This is a genomic window from Epilithonimonas sp. 33E (assembly GCF_059372615.1).
Map to the genome: position 1 here is coordinate 1171191 of NZ_CM182009.1, position 17377 is coordinate 1188567.

General features: G+C 37.0%; 15 protein-coding genes. 8 read left to right on the plus strand and 7 right to left on the minus strand.

All coding sequences use genetic code 11. From position 1 onward, the window contains the following. Window positions 1–88: 88 nt before the first annotated feature. Both AC5P2S_RS05495 and AC5P2S_RS05500 read left to right on the plus strand, forming a co-directional pair. Window positions 89–463 carry a helix-turn-helix domain-containing protein gene (locus tag AC5P2S_RS05495; protein WP_494556532.1) on the plus strand — a complete coding sequence of 125 codons (375 nt, stop codon included), beginning with the start codon at window positions 89–91 and terminating at the stop codon, window positions 461–463. 295 nt (window positions 464–758) lie between these two features. After that, window positions 759–1142, plus strand: a complete 384-nt coding sequence (locus AC5P2S_RS05500) for an HU family DNA-binding protein (protein ID WP_494556533.1) — start codon at window positions 759–761, stop codon at window positions 1140–1142. 237 nt (window positions 1143–1379) lie between these two features. On the opposite strand, the gene AC5P2S_RS05505 is transcribed toward AC5P2S_RS05500, so the two are convergent. The 5 genes from AC5P2S_RS05505 to AC5P2S_RS05525 all read right to left on the minus strand — a co-directional run bounded on the left by AC5P2S_RS05505 (window position 1380) and on the right by AC5P2S_RS05525 (window position 7722). Beyond that, window positions 1380–3890: a M1 family metallopeptidase gene (locus AC5P2S_RS05505; RefSeq protein ID WP_494556534.1), complete on the minus strand. Its 2511-nt coding sequence runs from the start codon at window positions 3888–3890 to the stop codon at window positions 1380–1382. A gap of 96 nt (window positions 3891–3986) precedes the next feature. Beyond that, a complete protein-coding gene (locus AC5P2S_RS05510; protein ID WP_283417503.1) occupies window positions 3987–4781 on the minus strand; it encodes a thymidylate synthase in 795 nt (264 codons plus the stop codon). Between the two features lie 38 nt (window positions 4782–4819). Continuing rightward, window positions 4820–5260: a hypothetical protein gene (locus AC5P2S_RS05515; protein WP_494556535.1), complete on the minus strand. Its 441-nt coding sequence runs from the start codon at window positions 5258–5260 to the stop codon at window positions 4820–4822. 1 nt (window position 5261) lies between these two features. Next, a complete protein-coding gene (locus tag AC5P2S_RS05520; RefSeq protein WP_494556536.1) occupies window positions 5262–6683 on the minus strand; it encodes a CCA tRNA nucleotidyltransferase in 1422 nt (473 codons plus the stop codon). 484 nt (window positions 6684–7167) lie between these two features. Beyond that, window positions 7168–7722, minus strand: coding sequence for an L-threonylcarbamoyladenylate synthase (locus AC5P2S_RS05525; protein ID WP_283417500.1), 555 nt, complete (start codon window positions 7720–7722; stop codon window positions 7168–7170). A 284-nt stretch (window positions 7723–8006) separates the two neighbouring features. Between AC5P2S_RS05525 and AC5P2S_RS05530 the strand changes: the two genes are divergently transcribed. The 5 genes from AC5P2S_RS05530 to AC5P2S_RS05550 all read left to right on the plus strand — a co-directional run bounded on the left by AC5P2S_RS05530 (window position 8007) and on the right by AC5P2S_RS05550 (window position 14204). Beyond that, complete coding sequence (locus AC5P2S_RS05530) at window positions 8007–10451, plus strand: TonB-dependent receptor plug domain-containing protein (protein WP_494556537.1); 2445 nt, start codon at window positions 8007–8009, stop codon at window positions 10449–10451. A 33-nt stretch (window positions 10452–10484) separates the two neighbouring features. Next, window positions 10485–11729, plus strand: a complete 1245-nt coding sequence (locus tag AC5P2S_RS05535; RefSeq protein ID WP_494556538.1) for a beta-helix domain-containing protein — start codon at window positions 10485–10487, stop codon at window positions 11727–11729. Window positions 11730–12228: 499 nt separating this feature from the next. Beyond that, window positions 12229–12921, plus strand: a complete 693-nt coding sequence (gene pepE, locus AC5P2S_RS05540; protein WP_494556539.1) for a dipeptidase PepE — start codon at window positions 12229–12231, stop codon at window positions 12919–12921. 9 nt (window positions 12922–12930) lie between these two features. Next, window positions 12931–13614, plus strand: coding sequence for an XAC2610-related protein (locus AC5P2S_RS05545; protein ID WP_494556540.1), 684 nt, complete (start codon window positions 12931–12933; stop codon window positions 13612–13614). Continuing rightward, on the plus strand, window positions 13614–14204 hold the full coding sequence (locus AC5P2S_RS05550; RefSeq protein ID WP_494556541.1) for an HD domain-containing protein: 591 nt from the start codon (window positions 13614–13616) through the stop codon (window positions 14202–14204). The genes AC5P2S_RS05545 and AC5P2S_RS05550 overlap by 1 nt, the downstream gene beginning before the upstream one ends. Window positions 14205–14252: 48 nt before the next feature. On the opposite strand, the gene secG is transcribed toward AC5P2S_RS05550, so the two are convergent. Both secG and AC5P2S_RS05560 read right to left on the minus strand, forming a co-directional pair. Next, a complete protein-coding gene (gene secG, locus AC5P2S_RS05555) occupies window positions 14253–14591 on the minus strand; it encodes a preprotein translocase subunit SecG (RefSeq protein ID WP_283417494.1) in 339 nt (112 codons plus the stop codon). A 65-nt stretch (window positions 14592–14656) separates the two neighbouring features. Continuing rightward, a complete protein-coding gene (locus tag AC5P2S_RS05560) occupies window positions 14657–15280 on the minus strand; it encodes a T9SS type A sorting domain-containing protein (protein ID WP_494556542.1) in 624 nt (207 codons plus the stop codon). An 84-nt stretch (window positions 15281–15364) separates the two neighbouring features. Here AC5P2S_RS05560 and AC5P2S_RS05565 point away from each other — a divergent pair, with 84 nt between their 5' ends. Further along, window positions 15365–17362, plus strand: a complete 1998-nt coding sequence (locus AC5P2S_RS05565; protein WP_494556543.1) for an alpha/beta hydrolase family protein — start codon at window positions 15365–15367, stop codon at window positions 17360–17362. The last annotated feature ends 15 nt before the right edge of the window (window positions 17363–17377 follow it).

Consider the following 17377-nt stretch of genomic DNA (forward strand, 5'->3'; position numbering starts at 1 on the left):
TTAAAAATATTTTCCGAATTCAAAAATGAAAAAAAAATAAAATGGATATCATTATTATTTTAATATTTTTGATTAAAATATTAATAAAATGAGCTTAGGAACCAAAGTAAGACGCTACCGCGAAGCCAAAAACTGGTCACAGGACGATCTGGCACTGCGCCTGGATGTGACGCAAGGGACTATTTCCAATATAGAATCGGACAAGAGCATCCCCAATTCGCTCCTTCTCAACAGCATTGCCAAAGCGCTGGAGGTGGATATGAATGACTTGCTAAGTGATGCTAATAATATTATGACAAACAGTGATTTTAGTGATAATGCTGTTGCTGCTGTCAATCAATATAATCCTACTTTTAATATGCAGTCTCCGGAACTGATGGAAAGTATCCTCAAAAACCAGGAGCAGATCGCTAAACTGATCGAGTCCCAGAACAAGCTTATAGAAGGTCTTCTGAAGAAGTAAAAAAGACAAAAAAACACCCCTCTGCAAGTCCGATGAACAGGGCGTTTGCAGGGGTGGTCAAAAACGCACGTACGTTTCAATTAAAACGCACGTACGTTTTGATAAAAAGATACGTACGTTTTTACAAAAAGGAACGTAGGTTTTTAGTGAAATATACCTTTCTTGTTTTATGTTGTATTTGTAGATTTTTTTCTACAAGCTAAAATATTTAATAAAATTTGCTTTTTTGTTTAATTAAAATTTATAATTTTATCCCAATCAATAAAATTTAATTTTAATTAAAAAAATACAAAAGATGCCAATTAAATTCAAAGTGGTTCCAAAAAAGAACCCACAAAACAGAGATGAGCCTGCAAAGTATTATGCCAATATCGTAGGCGATGGGAAAACCACACTTGATGATCTTGCCAGGTATGCCGCTTCTACATCCACTGTTTCTAAAGCAGATATCTATGCGGTGCTGGAAAGTACATTTTCTAAGATTGCTGAAGATGTAGCCGATGGCAAGATTGTTTATGTGGGAGGATATTTTACCCTACAGGCCGGCGGTTCCAGCAATGGTGAAGAAAATGAAAAGGATGTGACAGCATCCAGCATCAAAAGCGTGAAGCCGGTCTTCCGCCCCGGCAAAATGATAAAAGATGCCTTGAAGCTGGCAACATTCCAGAAGAAGGGCTAAGTGTTTTTAGATTTTTTATTATTTTCCCGTAGATCTTGTAGTATTGGTTGGCGGATACTTGTCATCATCATTTGTGTTTTTTGCTATTTTGGTCTGCGGGATTTATTCTTCAAATCACTTTTTATAAAAAAGCCATCTCATTGAGATGGCTTTGTCGATCTAATAAGGCTTCAGGATGTTGTAAGATGACAGAATTGTCATATTGAACACAGCTGAAGTATATCTCTATTCTAATTTCTATTTAAAAGCTTCGATAGATTTATTAATGGCATCAATCTGACGGTTAATTGTAGGGCTGTTAGGATTGTTTTTCAACACCTCCATTTTCTTGTTCAGCCCGTCTTTCAGCATTTGGCTGATCATCATTTTGATCTGCGGGTTGTCCGGCATTTGAGATTTAGCCTGAACCAAAACTTTGGTTACTTTCTCTGTTGCTTCCAGGTTGTCGGATGACATAATCCAGTTGTATCCTTCCTCTGCAGATTTGCCAAGTGCAGGATCCTGAAACTTGATAAAAGGGTAGAAGGCAACAGTTGTCCCGATAGCCGGCATTTGTTTTTCGATTTTATTCTTGACAATGAGTGGAAGCAGTTTCGACATCAGATCTTCCGATGCGCCATTCAAATCAATTTTATCCAAAGATGCTGCTGCTTTGGAAGGATCCAGTTCAGCTATTCCCGCTAATGAAGCCCCTTTTACGGCATTAGAAACGGCATTCAGTCCTTTTTCGTAAACCAGACTGTACTTGGCATTTTTAGTTTTTGCCAAAGCTGAGATCGCGGCTGCCTGAACCAAAGTTTTCGGATCATTTGAAGCTAATTTTTCAACTTCTACATTTAAAGCTTTTGCCTGGTCAGGGATTGTCAGATCAATTTGTTCCAATGCCTGCTCTCTGATTCTGAAGAATGGATCTTTCAGCGCTGCAGCCAATAGTTTGATGCCTGCAGGATTTTTTGCAGCGTCTTCTTTGATAGTGCTCAGAGCGATAGATTTACTTTTATATTCTTTAGAGCCTATGAATTGGAGAAGGCTTTGCTCCGGTGTTTTGGTATCGGTAATATCTGCAACCAGAATTCCGTCCGCATTGATATTAATCAAATCAGGTGTTTTAGAAGAATCAAAAGTGAAGGTGTTTTTTGCTTTTGCATCTACCCAAACATTGAAACGCTTTGGTTTTCCATTATCATACACATCAATGGCTAAAGGAAACTCGAAAGGCTGATCCTGGGACTGGCTGATGACAACAGTAACTTGTTTTTTAACAGGCTCGAAGGTTGAAGTATAAGTCAGTTTTGGATGCCCGCTTCCGAAATACCATTGATTGAAAAACCAATTCAGATCTTTTCCCGATACCTTCTCGAATGATAATCTTAATTGATGAGCTTCGGCATTCTGATATTCGTAGGTTTTAAGATAATCATTCATCCCGGCAAAAAATGCATCATCACCCAGATAATTTCTCAGCATATGAAGAACCCCGCCACCTTTCTGATAAGTAACCAGATCGAAAACATCTTCACGGGAAGCGTAATTAAATCTCACCAAATCCTTTTTGAAATCTCCCGGGTTATGGATGTAATGATTCACATCTTCCATTTGATGGTAATCAGCCTGGTCTTTTCCATATTTGTATTCGTTCCAGAGATATTCTGAGTAATTGGCAAATGATTCATTAACCGTCAAATTACTCCAACTTTCTGCTGTTACCAAATCTCCGAACCAATGGTGAAACAACTCGTGAGCAATAGTGTCCTCCCATTTATTTTCATCGATTAACTGTCCTGGCTTCTGCAAAATATCACTTCCGTGGAGTGTTGCAGTTGTATTCTCCATAGCGCCGGAAACATAATCTCTTCCGGAGATTTGCGCATATTTTGCCCAAGGATAATCGTAACCTAATTTCTTAGAAAAGAATTCAATCATCTCTGGCGTGTTGCCATAGATTTGTTTTGCATAAGGTTCATATTCTTTCTCGATGTAATAATCTACAGGAATATTTCGCCATTTGTCCTTTACGATTGCATATTCCCCAACGCCCATAAAGAAAAGGTAGGTTGAATGTCTCTTGTCCATTACCCAATGGTCCGTTCTCATATTTCCTGATTCCTTTTGAGAATCTTTCAGAATTCCGTTAGAAAGGGTAACGTATTTATCAGGAACGGTCATATAGATTTCCTGTGTAGTTTTCTGGTTGGATTTGTCAATGGTCGGAAACCAGGCAGATGAAGATTCGGTTTCTCCCTGGGTCCAGATTTGTGTTGGTTTATCCGGATCTTTGCCTTGAGCATTGATAAAGTAAAGGCCTTTTGCGTCACTGATTGCCAGGCTTCCTTCCTGTTTTACCTCATTGGGACGGGCAGTGTATTTGATATAAACAGTGTAATCCTGATTTTTTTGATAAGTTTTATCAAGCGTGATTTTCAGAACATCGTTTTTATAATCGAATTTAAGTGGTGACTTAGAACCATTTTTGTCCAAAGCCACTTCATGGATCAACATTCCTTTTGCATCAAGAACCAATTCGTTGGTTGCATAAAAGAAAGGACTTGCTGTCAGCCATTCTTCACCGTTCATCTGTTCTTTCTGATAATCGAAACTGACTTTCAGTTTGGTATGTTTCAGTTCTGTCGTTTTGGTGTGTGTTGCTCTGTAAGGAACAGTTCTGCCGGAAGTTTCTGTCTGTGCAAAAGCAACATTGGAATTAAAAATTGCACCTAAGAAAAGTGCCGCGATGAATATTTTTTTCATTCTTACGAATTTTTATATCAATGTTTATTTTAAGTGTTATAAGTACTTGATTTTAAAGAATTGTTACAAAAAAAGTGGGGAAATCCCACTTGGTTTTTATATCGCCACCGGTGCTTTAATCCCCGGATGCGGGTCATAATTCTCCAAAGTAAAATCTTCAAAATCAAAATCGAAAATATCTTTGATGTCCGGATTCAGTTTCATTGTGGGTAAAGGTCTTGTTTCTCTGGAAAGTTGTTTCTGAACCTGCTCAAAATGATTATTGTAAATATGAACATCGCCAAAAGTATGAACATAATCGCCAACTTCCAATCCTGTAACTTGCGCAACCATCATTAATAAGAGCGCATAACTTGCAATATTGAAAGGAACGCCCAAGAAAACATCAGCACTTCTTTGGTAAAGTTGAAGCGACAATTTTCCATCTGCTACATAAAACTGAAACAAGGCATGACAGGGTGCCAAAGCCATATTCGGGATCTCAGCAGCATTCCAGGCGGAAACGATTAACCTGCGGGAATCCGGATTTTTTTTAATTTGCTCAATCACTTCAGAAAACTGGTCAACCACTTTTCCGTCGGCACCGTTCCAGCTTCTCCATTGTGCGCCGTAAACCGGCCCAAGATCTCCGTTTTCATCTGCCCATTCGTCCCAAATAGAAACACCGTTGTCTTTCAGATATTTGATGTTCGTATCACCTTTGATGAACCAAAGTAATTCATAAATAATAGATTTCAAATGAACCTTTTTAGTTGTTACCAAAGGAAATCCTTTCGATAGATCATAACGTAACTGGTAGCCAAAAACGCTGCGTGTTCCGGTTCCGGTTCTGTCGGTCTTATCAGTTCCGTTATCTAAAATATGCTGAAGTAGATCTAGGTAGTTTTGCATTGGGAGCTATAATTATGTGTTACAAAATACGGAAAATTTTAGCAGATATTTTCAATTTTTTGATTGATGTTGTTTATTGAAAAGGTTTCGTTTTTTCTTTTTCCATTCATTGCTTTTGCTAATGGAGATTCCGGAGAAATGCAAATGATTTTTTGATTTTCAAAAGTAATTTCGCCTAAAGAAACTGAGATAAAAAACAAACCTCTTTCTGTTTTTACAATGGCTCCTTTTTCAGCTTTGTCAGAAATTTTCACAGGAATGGTTTTTAGAAAATCCTGTTGCTTCAAAACTTCATTAAGCTGAACCTGTAGATTATTGATCTCCTGTTGAAGCATTTCTCTTCCAGTCTCGTATTTATCGCCCATAGAACTTTTTGTGTCGTTGTTAGAAGCTCGGGTTTCAACAATCAGTTTTTCGAAATTTTGGATTTTTTCGGAAAGTTTTTGATTGATTAGTTTAATTAGTTCTGTCTTATTCATATCAAACCAAATTTAATCCTAATTTTTCCGCTTCAGCAATCACAAAATCTCTCGCTTCATTTTTATCATTTTTAATTTCTCCTTCAAGAATCGCTTCTTTTACTTTTTCTTTTAAAATTCCTATCTCTCTTCCTGGTTTCAGATTAAACATTTCCATAATCTCTTCTCCGGAAATGGGTGGCTGGAAATTCCTGACCTGGTCTTTTTCTTCCACTTCCTTTATCTTTTGTGCAACGTATTCGAAATTCTTTTTGAAGCGAGCCTGTCTAGAATAGTTTTTTGTCGTGATATCTGATTTGCAAAGGGTGAAAAGGTCTTCCATATCTTCTCCGGAATCAAAAAGCAATCGTCTCAATGCAGAATCAGAAGCATCGTCGGTGATCAGTGCAATTGGTCTGGCGTGCATCCTTACCAGTTTTTCAACATATTTCTGTTCTTGTCCAAGTGGAAGTTTCAGTCGTTTGAAAATATTTTTAATTTGCTTTGAACCAACAAATTCGTGACCGTGAAAAGTCCATCCGATTCCTTCAACATATTTTTTTGTTGGTGCTTTTCCAATATCGTGAAGCAAGGCTGACCAACGTAGCCAAAGTTTGTCTGTACTTTCTGCAATATTATCAACAACTTGTAAGGTGTGATAAAAATTGTCTTTATGTGTTTGTCCGTCGATGTCTTCGATGCCTTTGAGAGCAACCAATTCCGGGAGAATATAATTCAGAAGCCCGGTTTCTTCCAATAGTTTCAACCCTTTTGAAGGTCTGTCGGAAAGCATTATTTTGTTGAACTCAACCATAACACGTTCCATCGAAACGATTTTCATTCGCTCTGCTTCTTCTTTAATAGCTTTTAGAGAATTGTCTTCAATATCGAAATCCAATGTAGTTGCAAATCTGATGGCTCTCATCATTCTCAAAGGGTCATCGGAATAAGTTTGATGAGGTTCCAGCGGTGTTCTCAGGGTTTTGTTGGACAAATCCTGCATTCCACCAAATGGATCGATCAATTCACCGAAATTATCTTTGTTAAGAGAAATCGCCATCGCATTAATGGTAAAATCTCTGCGTTTCTGATCGTCTTCCAAAGTTCCGGTTTCGACAGATGGCTTCCTGGAATCCTCGCTGTAACTTTCTTTTCTTGCGCCAACAAATTCCAACTCTAGCTCTTTGTAACGAAACATTGCCGTTCCATAAGTTTTGAAAACCGCCACTTTTGTTTTTGGGTCAATCTCTTTGGCGATACTTTCAGCGAGTTCTATACCGCTGGATTCTGTAACGAAATCGATGTCGGTTGATGCTTTTCTTTTCATCAGAAGATCCCTTACGAATCCGCCTACTGCGAAAACAGACTGTCCGTTTCTGTCGGCCACTTCAGAAATAATTTTGAAAAGTTTGAGGTTTTTATTTTGGTTGAGGTTGATAAACATTTTATTGGTTCAAAAATGAGTATTTAAACGCAAAGTCCGCAAAGATTTAAACTACTAACTGCTTTTAAGTCCGCAAAGCCGTTTTACTTAGCAAATAATATAATTGGAGCTCTTGTTTTATTATTTGTTGCAAAGATAATTCTTTTGGGAAAAGTTTCTACTATGCGAAGCTGCGTAAGCGATAGAAGCGGTTATCCTTTTTTGTCGACTTGCGAGCCGACGAAAAAGATATGAGCGGATGGCGCAGTCTTCATATTTTTTGATTTGGAAAAGCTGCCGGGAAAAATATGTAGATACGCCCCAAATTTTTGAAAATCAAGACTTTTTGTCTTTTGATTTCGTTTGAAAAGCTAAGAATCAGACATTTTGCTATGAAAAAAGATGCGGTATTCTTTTTGTGATTATGGTCAATACAAAAAGTAGTTTTTTTTCATAGTTTATTTTTCCGGCGGATGGTCTTGCAAAAGGTCATCCGCCGGTTTTTTTATTCGCGGAGGATTTTGATTTGGTTATTGTTCCAGACTTTGATAACGGATGAGCCGGAAAACTCCGAAACCTTGTCATGAAAATCTTCTACAATATAATCAACTGCACTCTTGATTTCGTATGAGATATCGCTGAATTTCATCGGCGACTTTTGTCCGCTGAGATTGGCCGATGTTGAAACGAGAGGTTTGTTAAGTTTTGAAATCAATTTTTTACAGTAATCGTTTTTCACAATCCGTATGCCTACGCTTCCGTCCTCGGCCAATAATTCTTTAGGAAGATTCTTGGGATTTTCGTAAACAATGGTTACCGGTTTCTCACTAAGATCGATGATTTGCCAGGCCATTTCCGGAACATCTACCAGATCTTGTAATCTTTTCTCAGACTCTACTAAGATAATAAGGGATTTATTGGGTTCTCTTTTCTTGATGTCGAATATCTTTTTGATAGCTTCCGGATTGGTCGCATCACAGCCGATTCCCCAGATGGTGTCAGTCGGGTAAAGTATGGTTCCGCCACATTGTAAAGTTTCTATTGCCTGAGTTAAGTCCATTTAAGTTCAAATTTTGGTAAAAATCAAATATGAATAACTGTTAAAGTTTTCAATGTGTTGATTTTCATTGGTTTGTTAAGTTTTAATAAAATTGGCAGATAAATTTATCTATTGCAAATTTAACAATAAATGAACAGATTTTTAAAAAGTATTAACCTGTTAAAGTTGATTTAACATAATTCGGTATTTCGTAATGCTTAATTAAAGAATATTTAAAAATTCTTATACATTCGGATTGCTTTTCATATCATTTCTTTGGCAACGAAGAAAAAAGAAAAGTAAAAATGAAAGTAAAAACAATAAGCATCAGTGCTTTGTTTCTTTGTATGCCGATGTCTCTTTTATTGGCACAAAACACTCAGGATACTCTGAAAGGTGAAAAGAAAATCGACGAAGTTAAGATCATCGGTAACACAAAAAAAAGCAGCGAGTCGAATATCATCCAGGCTCAGAAAAAATCTGTTGAAGTGATTGAGCGGGTAGGAGCAGCTCAGTTATCCAAACAAGGTGTCGGAGATGTGGCAACTGCTGTGACAAAAGCTACAGGGACACTGAAACAGGAAGGAAGCGGGCAAATCTTTGTTAGAGGTCTTGGAGATCGTTACAATGGGACTACTTTGAACGGCATGGAGATTCCGTCAGAAAACCCGGAATTTAAAAACATGGATCTTGAGATTTTTAAAACTTCCATGATTGAGTATGTTTCGCTTGATAAGGTTTATAATCCAAGATTCTCTGGTGATTTTGGTGGAGCTAATATTGATATTGTTTCAAAAACGCATGTTGGAAAACCTTATTTCAATGTAGGGATCGGAAGCTCGATTAATCTTCAGACTTTTGATAAAGGGAATTTTAAATTACAGGATGGTGGGCCTGGATTTTTTGGATTTAAGGAAACTACCTATAGAAAAGGAAATCCTAATGTTCAATATCCTTTCTCTACAAAATGGAATTTTAAAAATGCACAGAATCCATTTGATTCTAATATGAATTTTGAAGGCGGTGTTACCCTTGGAAAATTGGCTTTTTTTGGATATGTAGGCTTTGATAATTCATATGAATATAGCGATGGAAAAGAAGGATTTTATTTTGCAGACGGAACGCCTAATAAAAAATTCGATAATGTTCAGCGTTCTGATTATAAAACCAATACGACAGCATTGCTTAATATCGATTATAAACTGAATAGTAATAACAAATTAAAATTCACCACCAATTACATTCACTCTTCTCAGCAGGAGGCTAAGATCTATCAGGGCTATTCTTATGATGTTGATAAAAATGTTATCATCAACAGAGGGGATAACAAATTGACCGATACTTGGGTCAATCAGCTATTCGGGAATCACAAAATTGGCGAAACGTGGGTTGCTGATTGGGGATTAGGTTTTAATATATTGAACAGCAAAAGACCGGATCGTTTACAGAACACGATCAATGGGGAAACCAACGAGCTTCTTGCAAGCAGCGCAATCAGCAATCACAGATATTTTGATGAACTGAAGGACAAAACAGCTTTAGCTCATATTTATATCACCAAAAGCTTCGGAGATAGGTATAAGCTGATTTTTGGTTACGACGGGTCTTACAAAGACAGGCAATTTGAACAGACAACTTTGGGGATGAATTTTAATTTGTCCATACCTGTAGATCCACAAGATATAGATGCTTACATTAATTCCTACAATAATGGCTTGTTTGTTTATAATGTTCAAAAAAGCGGATATAGTATAAAAAGAAATATTCAGTCTGGTTTTGCAAATTTAGATATCAGATTCTCGGATAAGTTTGTATTGCAGGCTGGTGCCAGGTTTGACTATATCAATTTTGATAACGCCTGGAATGACATTCTTGATACCAATAAAAAAACAAAGCAGTACAACAAATTCTTACCGGCGATTAATGCTAAATACAGCATTAATGACAGACAGAATTTAAGATTTGCAGCATCAAAAACTTATACACTTCCACAGCCGAAAGAGCTTATCCCGATAGCTTATTATGATGTTACGACAAACATTTATGGTAATCCTTATTTATATCCGTCTGATAATTATAATGTGGATTTGAAATGGGAGCTTTTCCCAAAAGCAGGCGAAGTAATCTCTGTGACGGCCTTTGGGAAATATATTCAGAACCCTATTGCCAGAAGTACTTACGCATCTGCAGCGCCTAGTGATATGACATATTTCAATATTGCAAACTGGGGTTACATCTTCGGTGCAGAAGCAGAGATCAGAAAAGATATCTACAAATGGAATAATTCCAAAATATATGCTTTCCTGAACGGGACATATATGCATTCTCAACAACAGCTTAAAACGCCTGATGAGATAGCGGCGGAAAATAACGGGAAAACATTGGAGTACAGTGGACAGACCAAAGATGACGTACAAGGTGTTGCGGATTTCTTAGCAAATGCTAATATAGGCTATAACTACAAATGGAACGGGAACAATACCCTGGACCTTGTAGTGTCTTATTCCCGTGTCGGTAAAAACCTGTATGCTATTGGAACCAATAATGGAGGTAATTTTTATGAATTACCAAAAGATATTCTGGATATCAATTTAAACCTTACTCTTAAACAAATTAATGTTGGGATTACTGCAAAAAATTTGTTAAACCCGCATGCTAAAATTGAGCAAACTAACAATGCCGGAACATTTACCCACAAAGATTATACAAATGGAAGGCAGATAGGTGTTAGCCTAACATACAAACTCTAATCAATAAACAATTTAATTTAAATCTAAAATAAAATGAAAAGAACATTTTTAAAAGCGATCCTTGGTTTGTCAATGGTAGCTTCAACAACAGTATTTGTAGTTTCTTGTAGTAATAATGATGATGAAATCATTGACAATACATCATCAGTTGACCCTAATAATTTTAAAGGGGATATCATGGGTAATGTCACGCTTGATCCGTCCAAAACATATACGATTACAGGCAAAGTAGCGGTCAAAGCTGGAGCATCACTTACAATCCCGGCAGGAACAAAATTTCAGGTTACTGCAGGAGAGCTTAACAGTGACGGGACTGTTAAGACAGTTAGTTATCTTATAGTAGAAAGAGGGGCTAAAATTTATATCAATGGAACGGCTTCTCAACCGGTAGTTTTCGAGGGAACTACTCATAAGCAGGGACATTGGGGAGGTATTGTTGTTCTTGGAAACGCACCTTCCAACAGAAGTGCTGCCGGAACTTCTACTTCAGAACTTGGAGAGCTTACTTATGGTGGAACAGATAAAACAGATAATTCAGGAAGCATTACGTATCTGGTGATCAAGGATTCTGGCTACAAGTATAATCCGGAAAAAGAATTCAATGGTCTTTCATTGTTTGGTGTAGGTAGTGGAACAAAGGTTTCTTATGTATATGTTACCAATGGGGCAGATGACGGTGTAGAGATGTTTGGTGGCAACGTCAACGTAGATCACATTCTTGTTACAGGAGTAGGTGATGATTCTTTTGACTGGACAGAAAGCTGGAGCGGATCTGTAAACTATATCTATGCTGCAAGAATGAAACAGTTTATGGATGCTGCAGAACCGGGTAACAGAGGAATAGAAGCGGACAGCCAGGATACTGATGCTAATACTACAAACGGTGCAAACGGTGGGGTGTCAAATCCAACAGTTACAAATGCAACTTTCATCGGTAACACCAAAGGTGCGGAATCTCAGGGAATGAAGATCAGAGCAGGATCTGCAGGTAAATTTGATAATGTAGTTTTGGCTAATTTCTCTACAGGATTAGATTTTGAAACCGATAGAACGTACACATGGTTCAAAAGTGGCGCTTATCTTAACAATATTCGTTTTGTTAATATTGGTACCGAATGGAAAGCAAAAGCGACTACAGCTAACCCAACACCGGACATGTCAACTGTATATGTCAAAAGCACAACTGCAACAGGAGCCGGTAATGGTACAGCTCTGCCGGATTGGGCAAAAGGTTGGACTGGACTTACCACTTTTGACGTTGCAGATGCTGGAAACTAATCTGTCTTTTCTAGAAAATTTCTTTTTTCTTCATATCAAATCAAAAATTTTTGAACCTGCAGATCTTCTGCAGGTTTTTTTGAAATAAAGTCTGTATTACGGTGGACATTTCTGTAATCTCGGTCTCAGTTCTGAAGATATAGTTTTATATTGCATTAATTTAGTTTTAACTTTCTGCAGTTTTGTTATATATTATTACAATATATTTTTCATTTATAGCGATGTGATTTTATATTATTTCAATCTAGTTTTATATTCTCACAGTATAGTCTTATCTTGTTTTAACAAAATTTTCTATGGTTACCAAATAGTTTTCTGTTCTTTCTATACTGTTTTCTATTATTACACTTTAAGAATGATATTTTTGAAATTTAGTGTAAACTTGCAATAGAGTTTTCCAATATTAAAAAAACATTTCCCGAAATTTGCAATCAACAATCAACAATCAACAATCAACAATCAACAATCAACAATCAACAATCAACAATCAACAATCAACATGAACATCATTCTGGCATCCACATCCACACTCTTTGGCGGACAATATTTAGAATATCTCAGACCGCAGCTCGGGACTCTCTTTGATGGAATTGATGAATTGATATTCATTCCATTTGCAAGACCGGGCGGGATCTCACATGATGATTATACCGCAAAGGCAAGACAATTTTTCTCGTCCATCAGTATCAGTGTCAGAGGTCTTCACGAATTCACCAATAAAGAAGAAGCTGTAAATTCAGCACAAGCTTTTTTTACAGGCGGAGGTAATACCTTTCTTTTAGTGAAAACTTTGCACGAGTTAGGATTGATGGACGTCCTTAAACAAAATATAGAATCAGGAAAACCATACTTAGGTTGCAGCGCAGGAAGCAACATCGGAGGCATCAATATGAAAACAACCAATGATATGCCTATCGTTTATCCGCCAAGCTTTGACTGTATGGGGCTTGTTCCTTTCAATATTAACCCGCATTACCTGGACCCGAATCCTGAGATCAGACACAACGGAGAAACCAGAGAAACCAGGATCAAAGAATTTCTCACCCAGAATGATATCAAGGTTATAGGACTCAGAGAGGGCAATTGGATCAGAAGAATTAATAATAAAATAACAGTGGAAGGTTCAGAATTGACGAGGATTTTTGAAAAAGGAAAAGAACCTTACGAAATAACATCCGGAACCGAACTATAAATTAAATCAATGAAAAAAGTTGTTCTCTTTCCGTTGATCATCTTCGCTCAGTTCTATATTGCACAGGCAAAATTTGAGATTAAAGACGGTTCTAAAAGATTTGATGTACAGATGTCTGTTAAAAGCTGTGAAGGCGATACCTGCAGTGGAGAAGGCATAATCAAATTAATTGATAAAAGATCGAAACAGGTTTTTCAGACATTGACATCGGAAGATCTTTATTTTTATCTCAATCAGAACCAGAAACCAAGCGTCAACATCATTCAGCTTTACAATGAGCAGAGTCCTTTGATTTTTGATGATTTCAATTTTGATGGTTCGGAAGATCTTGCGATCAGGAATGGAAACCAAAGCGGCTATGGTGGACCGTCTTATGATGTTTATGTTTACAATTCCACCAGGAAACAATTTGTTCTTAGTAATGAATTAACGGCTTTAGCTTACGAGAATCTAGGAATGTTCCAAACAGATCACAAAAGAAAAAGAATTATAACTTTTGCCAAATCTGGATGTTGCTGGCATATCACAACAGAATATACGGTTGTTCCGAAGAAAGGCCTGCAGAAAGTTTACGAAATGGAAGAAGATGCAATGGATGGAGAATATGTAACAGTCACAACCCGAAATCTCATAAACAATAAATGGGTAAGTCAATCGAAAAAATATGAAATCAAAGATTATTACAAAGAATAATGAAAATACAGAAAGAAATAGATTTCATCCTTGCAGTCGATGCCTTGAAAAATGTTCAGAGAAGAAATTATAATGCTGATGACTCCAGAAGAGAAAACACGGCAGAACACAGCTGGCAGATTATCATTCTGGCTCAGATCCTTTTTCCCTATGCAAAAAACAATGCAGAAATCGATTTATTGAGAGTCATCAGGATGTTGTCAGTTCATGATTTGGTAGAAATTGATGCCGGCGATACTTTTCTTTTTGATGAAGAAGGAATGAAAGGTAAATTCGAAAGAGAAAAATTGGCTGCAAAAAAAATTTTCGGTATTTTGGATCAACCGGTCGCCGAAGAATTTTATAACCTCTGGATCGAGTTTGAAGAAGAAACAACACCGGACGCCATTTTTGCTTGTGCGATCGACAGGATTATGCCTTTTATTCTCAACTCATATACATCGGGTAAAAGCTGGACAGAGGCTGCTGTTACGGAGAGACAGGTAAGAAATATGCTGGAAAATGCAATTTGCCGGGCATCGGATGATATGGCAGAATGCTTTCAGGTACTAATGAAGAAATGTTTCGATGAGAAAAAGTTTTCTGAATAAAAAAAACGCTTCCAATTTTTGGAAGCGTTTTTTTATAAATATTTTTAATTACTTAGTAGCTGGTGCCTGAGTTGCAGGAGCATTATTTGTAGGCGTTTTTACCGGAGCTTCAGTTTTTACCGGCGTTGGCATTGTTGGAGCTGGCTGTGAAGGTTTTCCCGTAAGGATAATGCTTAACAAAATCAAAACTACAATAGTCGTTCCAAGTGTCCAGGTTGCTTTTTCCATAAAATCATTGGTTCTCTGTACCCCGAATGTAGCAGAAGAAGCTCCCCCGAACGTTCCGGAAAGACCGCCGCCTTTTGGATTTTGCGCCATGATGATGATAACTAATAAAATGCTAGCAATGATAATTAGAATCATAAACAGCGTAAATATTGTGCTCATAGTATCGTCTTAAATAATAAATTTTGAAGCGCAAATATATGGATTATAAATCAATAAACGAAAACTTATTTTTTAATAAATTTCACAACATTCGTTTCATTGCTTAGTGATTTTAGTTTGATGAAGTAAACCCCTACTTTCAAATTGCTAATATCAATTTTAGATGAATTGAAATCTTTGCTTACAACCATTTTTCCTGACTCATCGATGATTTCGTAAGCAACAAAATTCTTGTCGGATTCGATATTCACATAATCCTGAACTGGATTAGGGAAAATCTTTACAATCGCCACTTTTTTTGAAGGATCATTGACAGCTAGCAAACAAGCCGGCGGATTAGAAATTGGTCCTTCGGAATAATCGTAGAAAATAGTGTCTTCTGTAACTAGTGTATAGTTTTCATAATTAGGAAATATAACCCCATTAAAAGCATTACAGTTATTAAAATCAATATTTGCTTTGTAAAAAGCATAAGTTGTTTTGTACCAACCCTCACAAGCAGCCGTCATCTGATTACCCGGAGGAAAAAAATCGATTGTCACAATTGGATCAATGAAATTCATGTAAGAACAGACATTGGTCCAGTTCGTTGGTGGTTTGAAATAAACCGTTTTTTGCGGAAGATTCTCAAATTGACCAAATGTCAATTGAAAAAAAGTGATTAAGGAAAAGAGTAAAAGTTTTTTCATAGAATTAGTTTTTTGGTTATCCTCAAATTTACATAATAATTTAATAACTTCGTCCGAGTTTTTTCAAAATCAATTACTTATATAATGAAATTAAAAAAGATTCTTGCTGTAGCAATCGCAGCGCCTTTTATGATGAACGCACAACAGGTAATGACACCGGAAATCATGTGGACACTTAACCGCTTAGGTGTTCAGTCCGTTTCTCCGGACAATTCTTCTCTGATTTATAAAATCAGCAAAACCGACCTTAAAACCGAAAAATCCAATTCAGAAGCTTTCTGGCTTGATGTTTCCGGAAAATCTGTCAAAATTGATTTAGGAAAGAAAAACCTGATCCAATGGGACAAAAACGGAATTTATGCACTTGAGAATAATAAGATTTTTCAATCCAAAGATTCCGGAAAAACTTGGACAGAATTCTACAATATAGGAGAAGTTGATAACATTGTGATTTCTCCTGACGGTAAAAAAGTAGCTTTTAGCAAGGCAGTAAAAGTTCAAGATATTTTAGGAAAAGATAAATATAAAGATCTGCCAAAAACAACGGCTCAAATCTATACAGACCTGAATCATCGTCATTGGGACGCCTGGAACGAAGGTTCTTACAATCACGTTTTTGTGGCTAATGTTTCAGAATCCGCGGACAAAGCAAAAGATCTGTTGGAAGGAAAAGCTTTTGACTCGCCTCAGAAACCATTTGGTGGTGCCGAGGATTTTGTCTGGAGTCCGGATTCTTCGGAATTGCTTTATGTGACAAAGGAAAAATCAGGTGCAGAATACGCTCAAAGTACCAATACAGATATTTTCGCATATAATCTGGCTTCCGGAAAAACTACGAATTTAACTGAAGGAATGATGGGTTACGATGTGAATCCGAAATTCAGTAATGATGGAAAATTCCTGCTTTGGAATTCAATGGAAAGGGACGGTTACGAAGCAGACAAAAACGATATCATCATTATGGATTGGAAATCCAAAGCTAAAACCAATCTTACCAAAACCTGGGACGAAAGTGTAACCGGCGATGTAAAATGGGCTTCGGATTCAAAATTGATTTATTTTACTTCAGCTTTCCGAGGAACAAAACAGTTGTTTTCTGTTGATGTCAAAACCAAAACCGTAAAACAATTGACGAAAGGAGATTTTGACATTAATGATGTTGTTTTGGAGAACAAAGGAAAACTTTGGGTTACAAAAACCGATATCAATCATAATGCGGATTTGTTTGAAGTTGATTTGAAAAGTTCAGTTTTGAAACAGATTACAGATATTAATAAAGATAATTACTCAAAATTAGTTCAAGGAAAATCGGAACTGAAAATGGTGAAAACCACCGACGGGAAAGAAATGGGCGTTTGGTTCCATTATCCACCAAATTTTGATCCGAATAAAAAATATCCAACGTTGGTTTATTGCCAAGGTGGACCACAATCTGCATTGACACAATTTTTCTCCACCAGATGGAATTTCGCTTTGATGGCAGCAAACGGTTACATAGTGGTGGCGCCGAACAGAAGAGGAATGCCAGGTTGGGGTGTTGAATGGAATGAACAAATCAGTGGAGACTGGGGAGGACAGCCAATTAGAGACTATTTATCAGCAACAGATTTCGCGAAAAGTTTACCGTATGTCGATGGAAATAGAGTGGCAGCTGTTGGTGCGAGTTACGGAGGGTATTCTGTGTTTATGCTGGCTGGCCTTCACGAGAATAGATTCAAGACTTTTGTCGCACATGATGGATTATTTGATATGAGGTCTTGGTATGGTATAACTGAAGAACTTTGGTTTGCAAATTGGGATCTAAAAGGGTCTTATTGGTTCAAGCCAATGCAAAAAGCTTATGCAAAGTATAATCCAATTAATCATATAGATAAATGGAATACACCAATAATGATTATTCAAGGTGGAATAGATTTTAGGGTACCTTATGAGCAAGGTCAACAAGCTTTTCAATCGGCTAAATTAAAAGGCCTTAAAACAAAATTCCTTTATTTCCCGAACGAAAACCATTGGGTTCTACATCCACAAAACGGTTTGGTTTGGCAGAGAGAATTCTTTGACTGGCTGAAGGAGACTTTATAGATTGAAACCCCTTCA

Excerpts from the sequence above, each read along its gene's own strand:
- AC5P2S_RS05515 (WP_494556535.1), bottom strand. The coding sequence starts at position 5,260 with ATGAATAAGACAGAACTAATTAAACTAATCAATCAAAAACTTTCCGAA.
- AC5P2S_RS05500 (WP_494556533.1), top strand. The coding sequence starts at position 759 with ATGCCAATTAAATTCAAAGTGGTTCCAAAAAAGAACCCACAAAACAGA.
- AC5P2S_RS05495 (WP_494556532.1), top strand. The coding sequence starts at position 89 with ATGAGCTTAGGAACCAAAGTAAGACGCTACCGCGAAGCCAAAAACTGG.
- AC5P2S_RS05505 (WP_494556534.1), bottom strand. The coding sequence starts at position 3,890 with ATGAAAAAAATATTCATCGCGGCACTTTTCTTAGGTGCAATTTTTAAT.
- AC5P2S_RS05520 (WP_494556536.1), bottom strand. The coding sequence starts at position 6,683 with ATGTTTATCAACCTCAACCAAAATAAAAACCTCAAACTTTTCAAAATT.
- AC5P2S_RS05560 (WP_494556542.1), bottom strand. The coding sequence starts at position 15,280 with ATGAAAAAACTTTTACTCTTTTCCTTAATCACTTTTTTTCAATTGACA.
- AC5P2S_RS05510 (WP_283417503.1), bottom strand. The coding sequence starts at position 4,781 with ATGCAAAACTACCTAGATCTACTTCAGCATATTTTAGATAACGGAACT.
- AC5P2S_RS05565 (WP_494556543.1), top strand. The coding sequence starts at position 15,365 with ATGAAATTAAAAAAGATTCTTGCTGTAGCAATCGCAGCGCCTTTTATG.
- pepE (WP_494556539.1), top strand. The coding sequence starts at position 12,229 with ATGAACATCATTCTGGCATCCACATCCACACTCTTTGGCGGACAATAT.
- AC5P2S_RS05530 (WP_494556537.1), top strand. The coding sequence starts at position 8,007 with ATGAAAGTAAAAACAATAAGCATCAGTGCTTTGTTTCTTTGTATGCCG.
- AC5P2S_RS05525 (WP_283417500.1), bottom strand. The coding sequence starts at position 7,722 with ATGGACTTAACTCAGGCAATAGAAACTTTACAATGTGGCGGAACCATA.
- AC5P2S_RS05545 (WP_494556540.1), top strand. The coding sequence starts at position 12,931 with ATGAAAAAAGTTGTTCTCTTTCCGTTGATCATCTTCGCTCAGTTCTAT.
- AC5P2S_RS05550 (WP_494556541.1), top strand. The coding sequence starts at position 13,614 with ATGAAAATACAGAAAGAAATAGATTTCATCCTTGCAGTCGATGCCTTG.
- AC5P2S_RS05535 (WP_494556538.1), top strand. The coding sequence starts at position 10,485 with ATGAAAAGAACATTTTTAAAAGCGATCCTTGGTTTGTCAATGGTAGCT.
- secG (WP_283417494.1), bottom strand. The coding sequence starts at position 14,591 with ATGAGCACAATATTTACGCTGTTTATGATTCTAATTATCATTGCTAGC.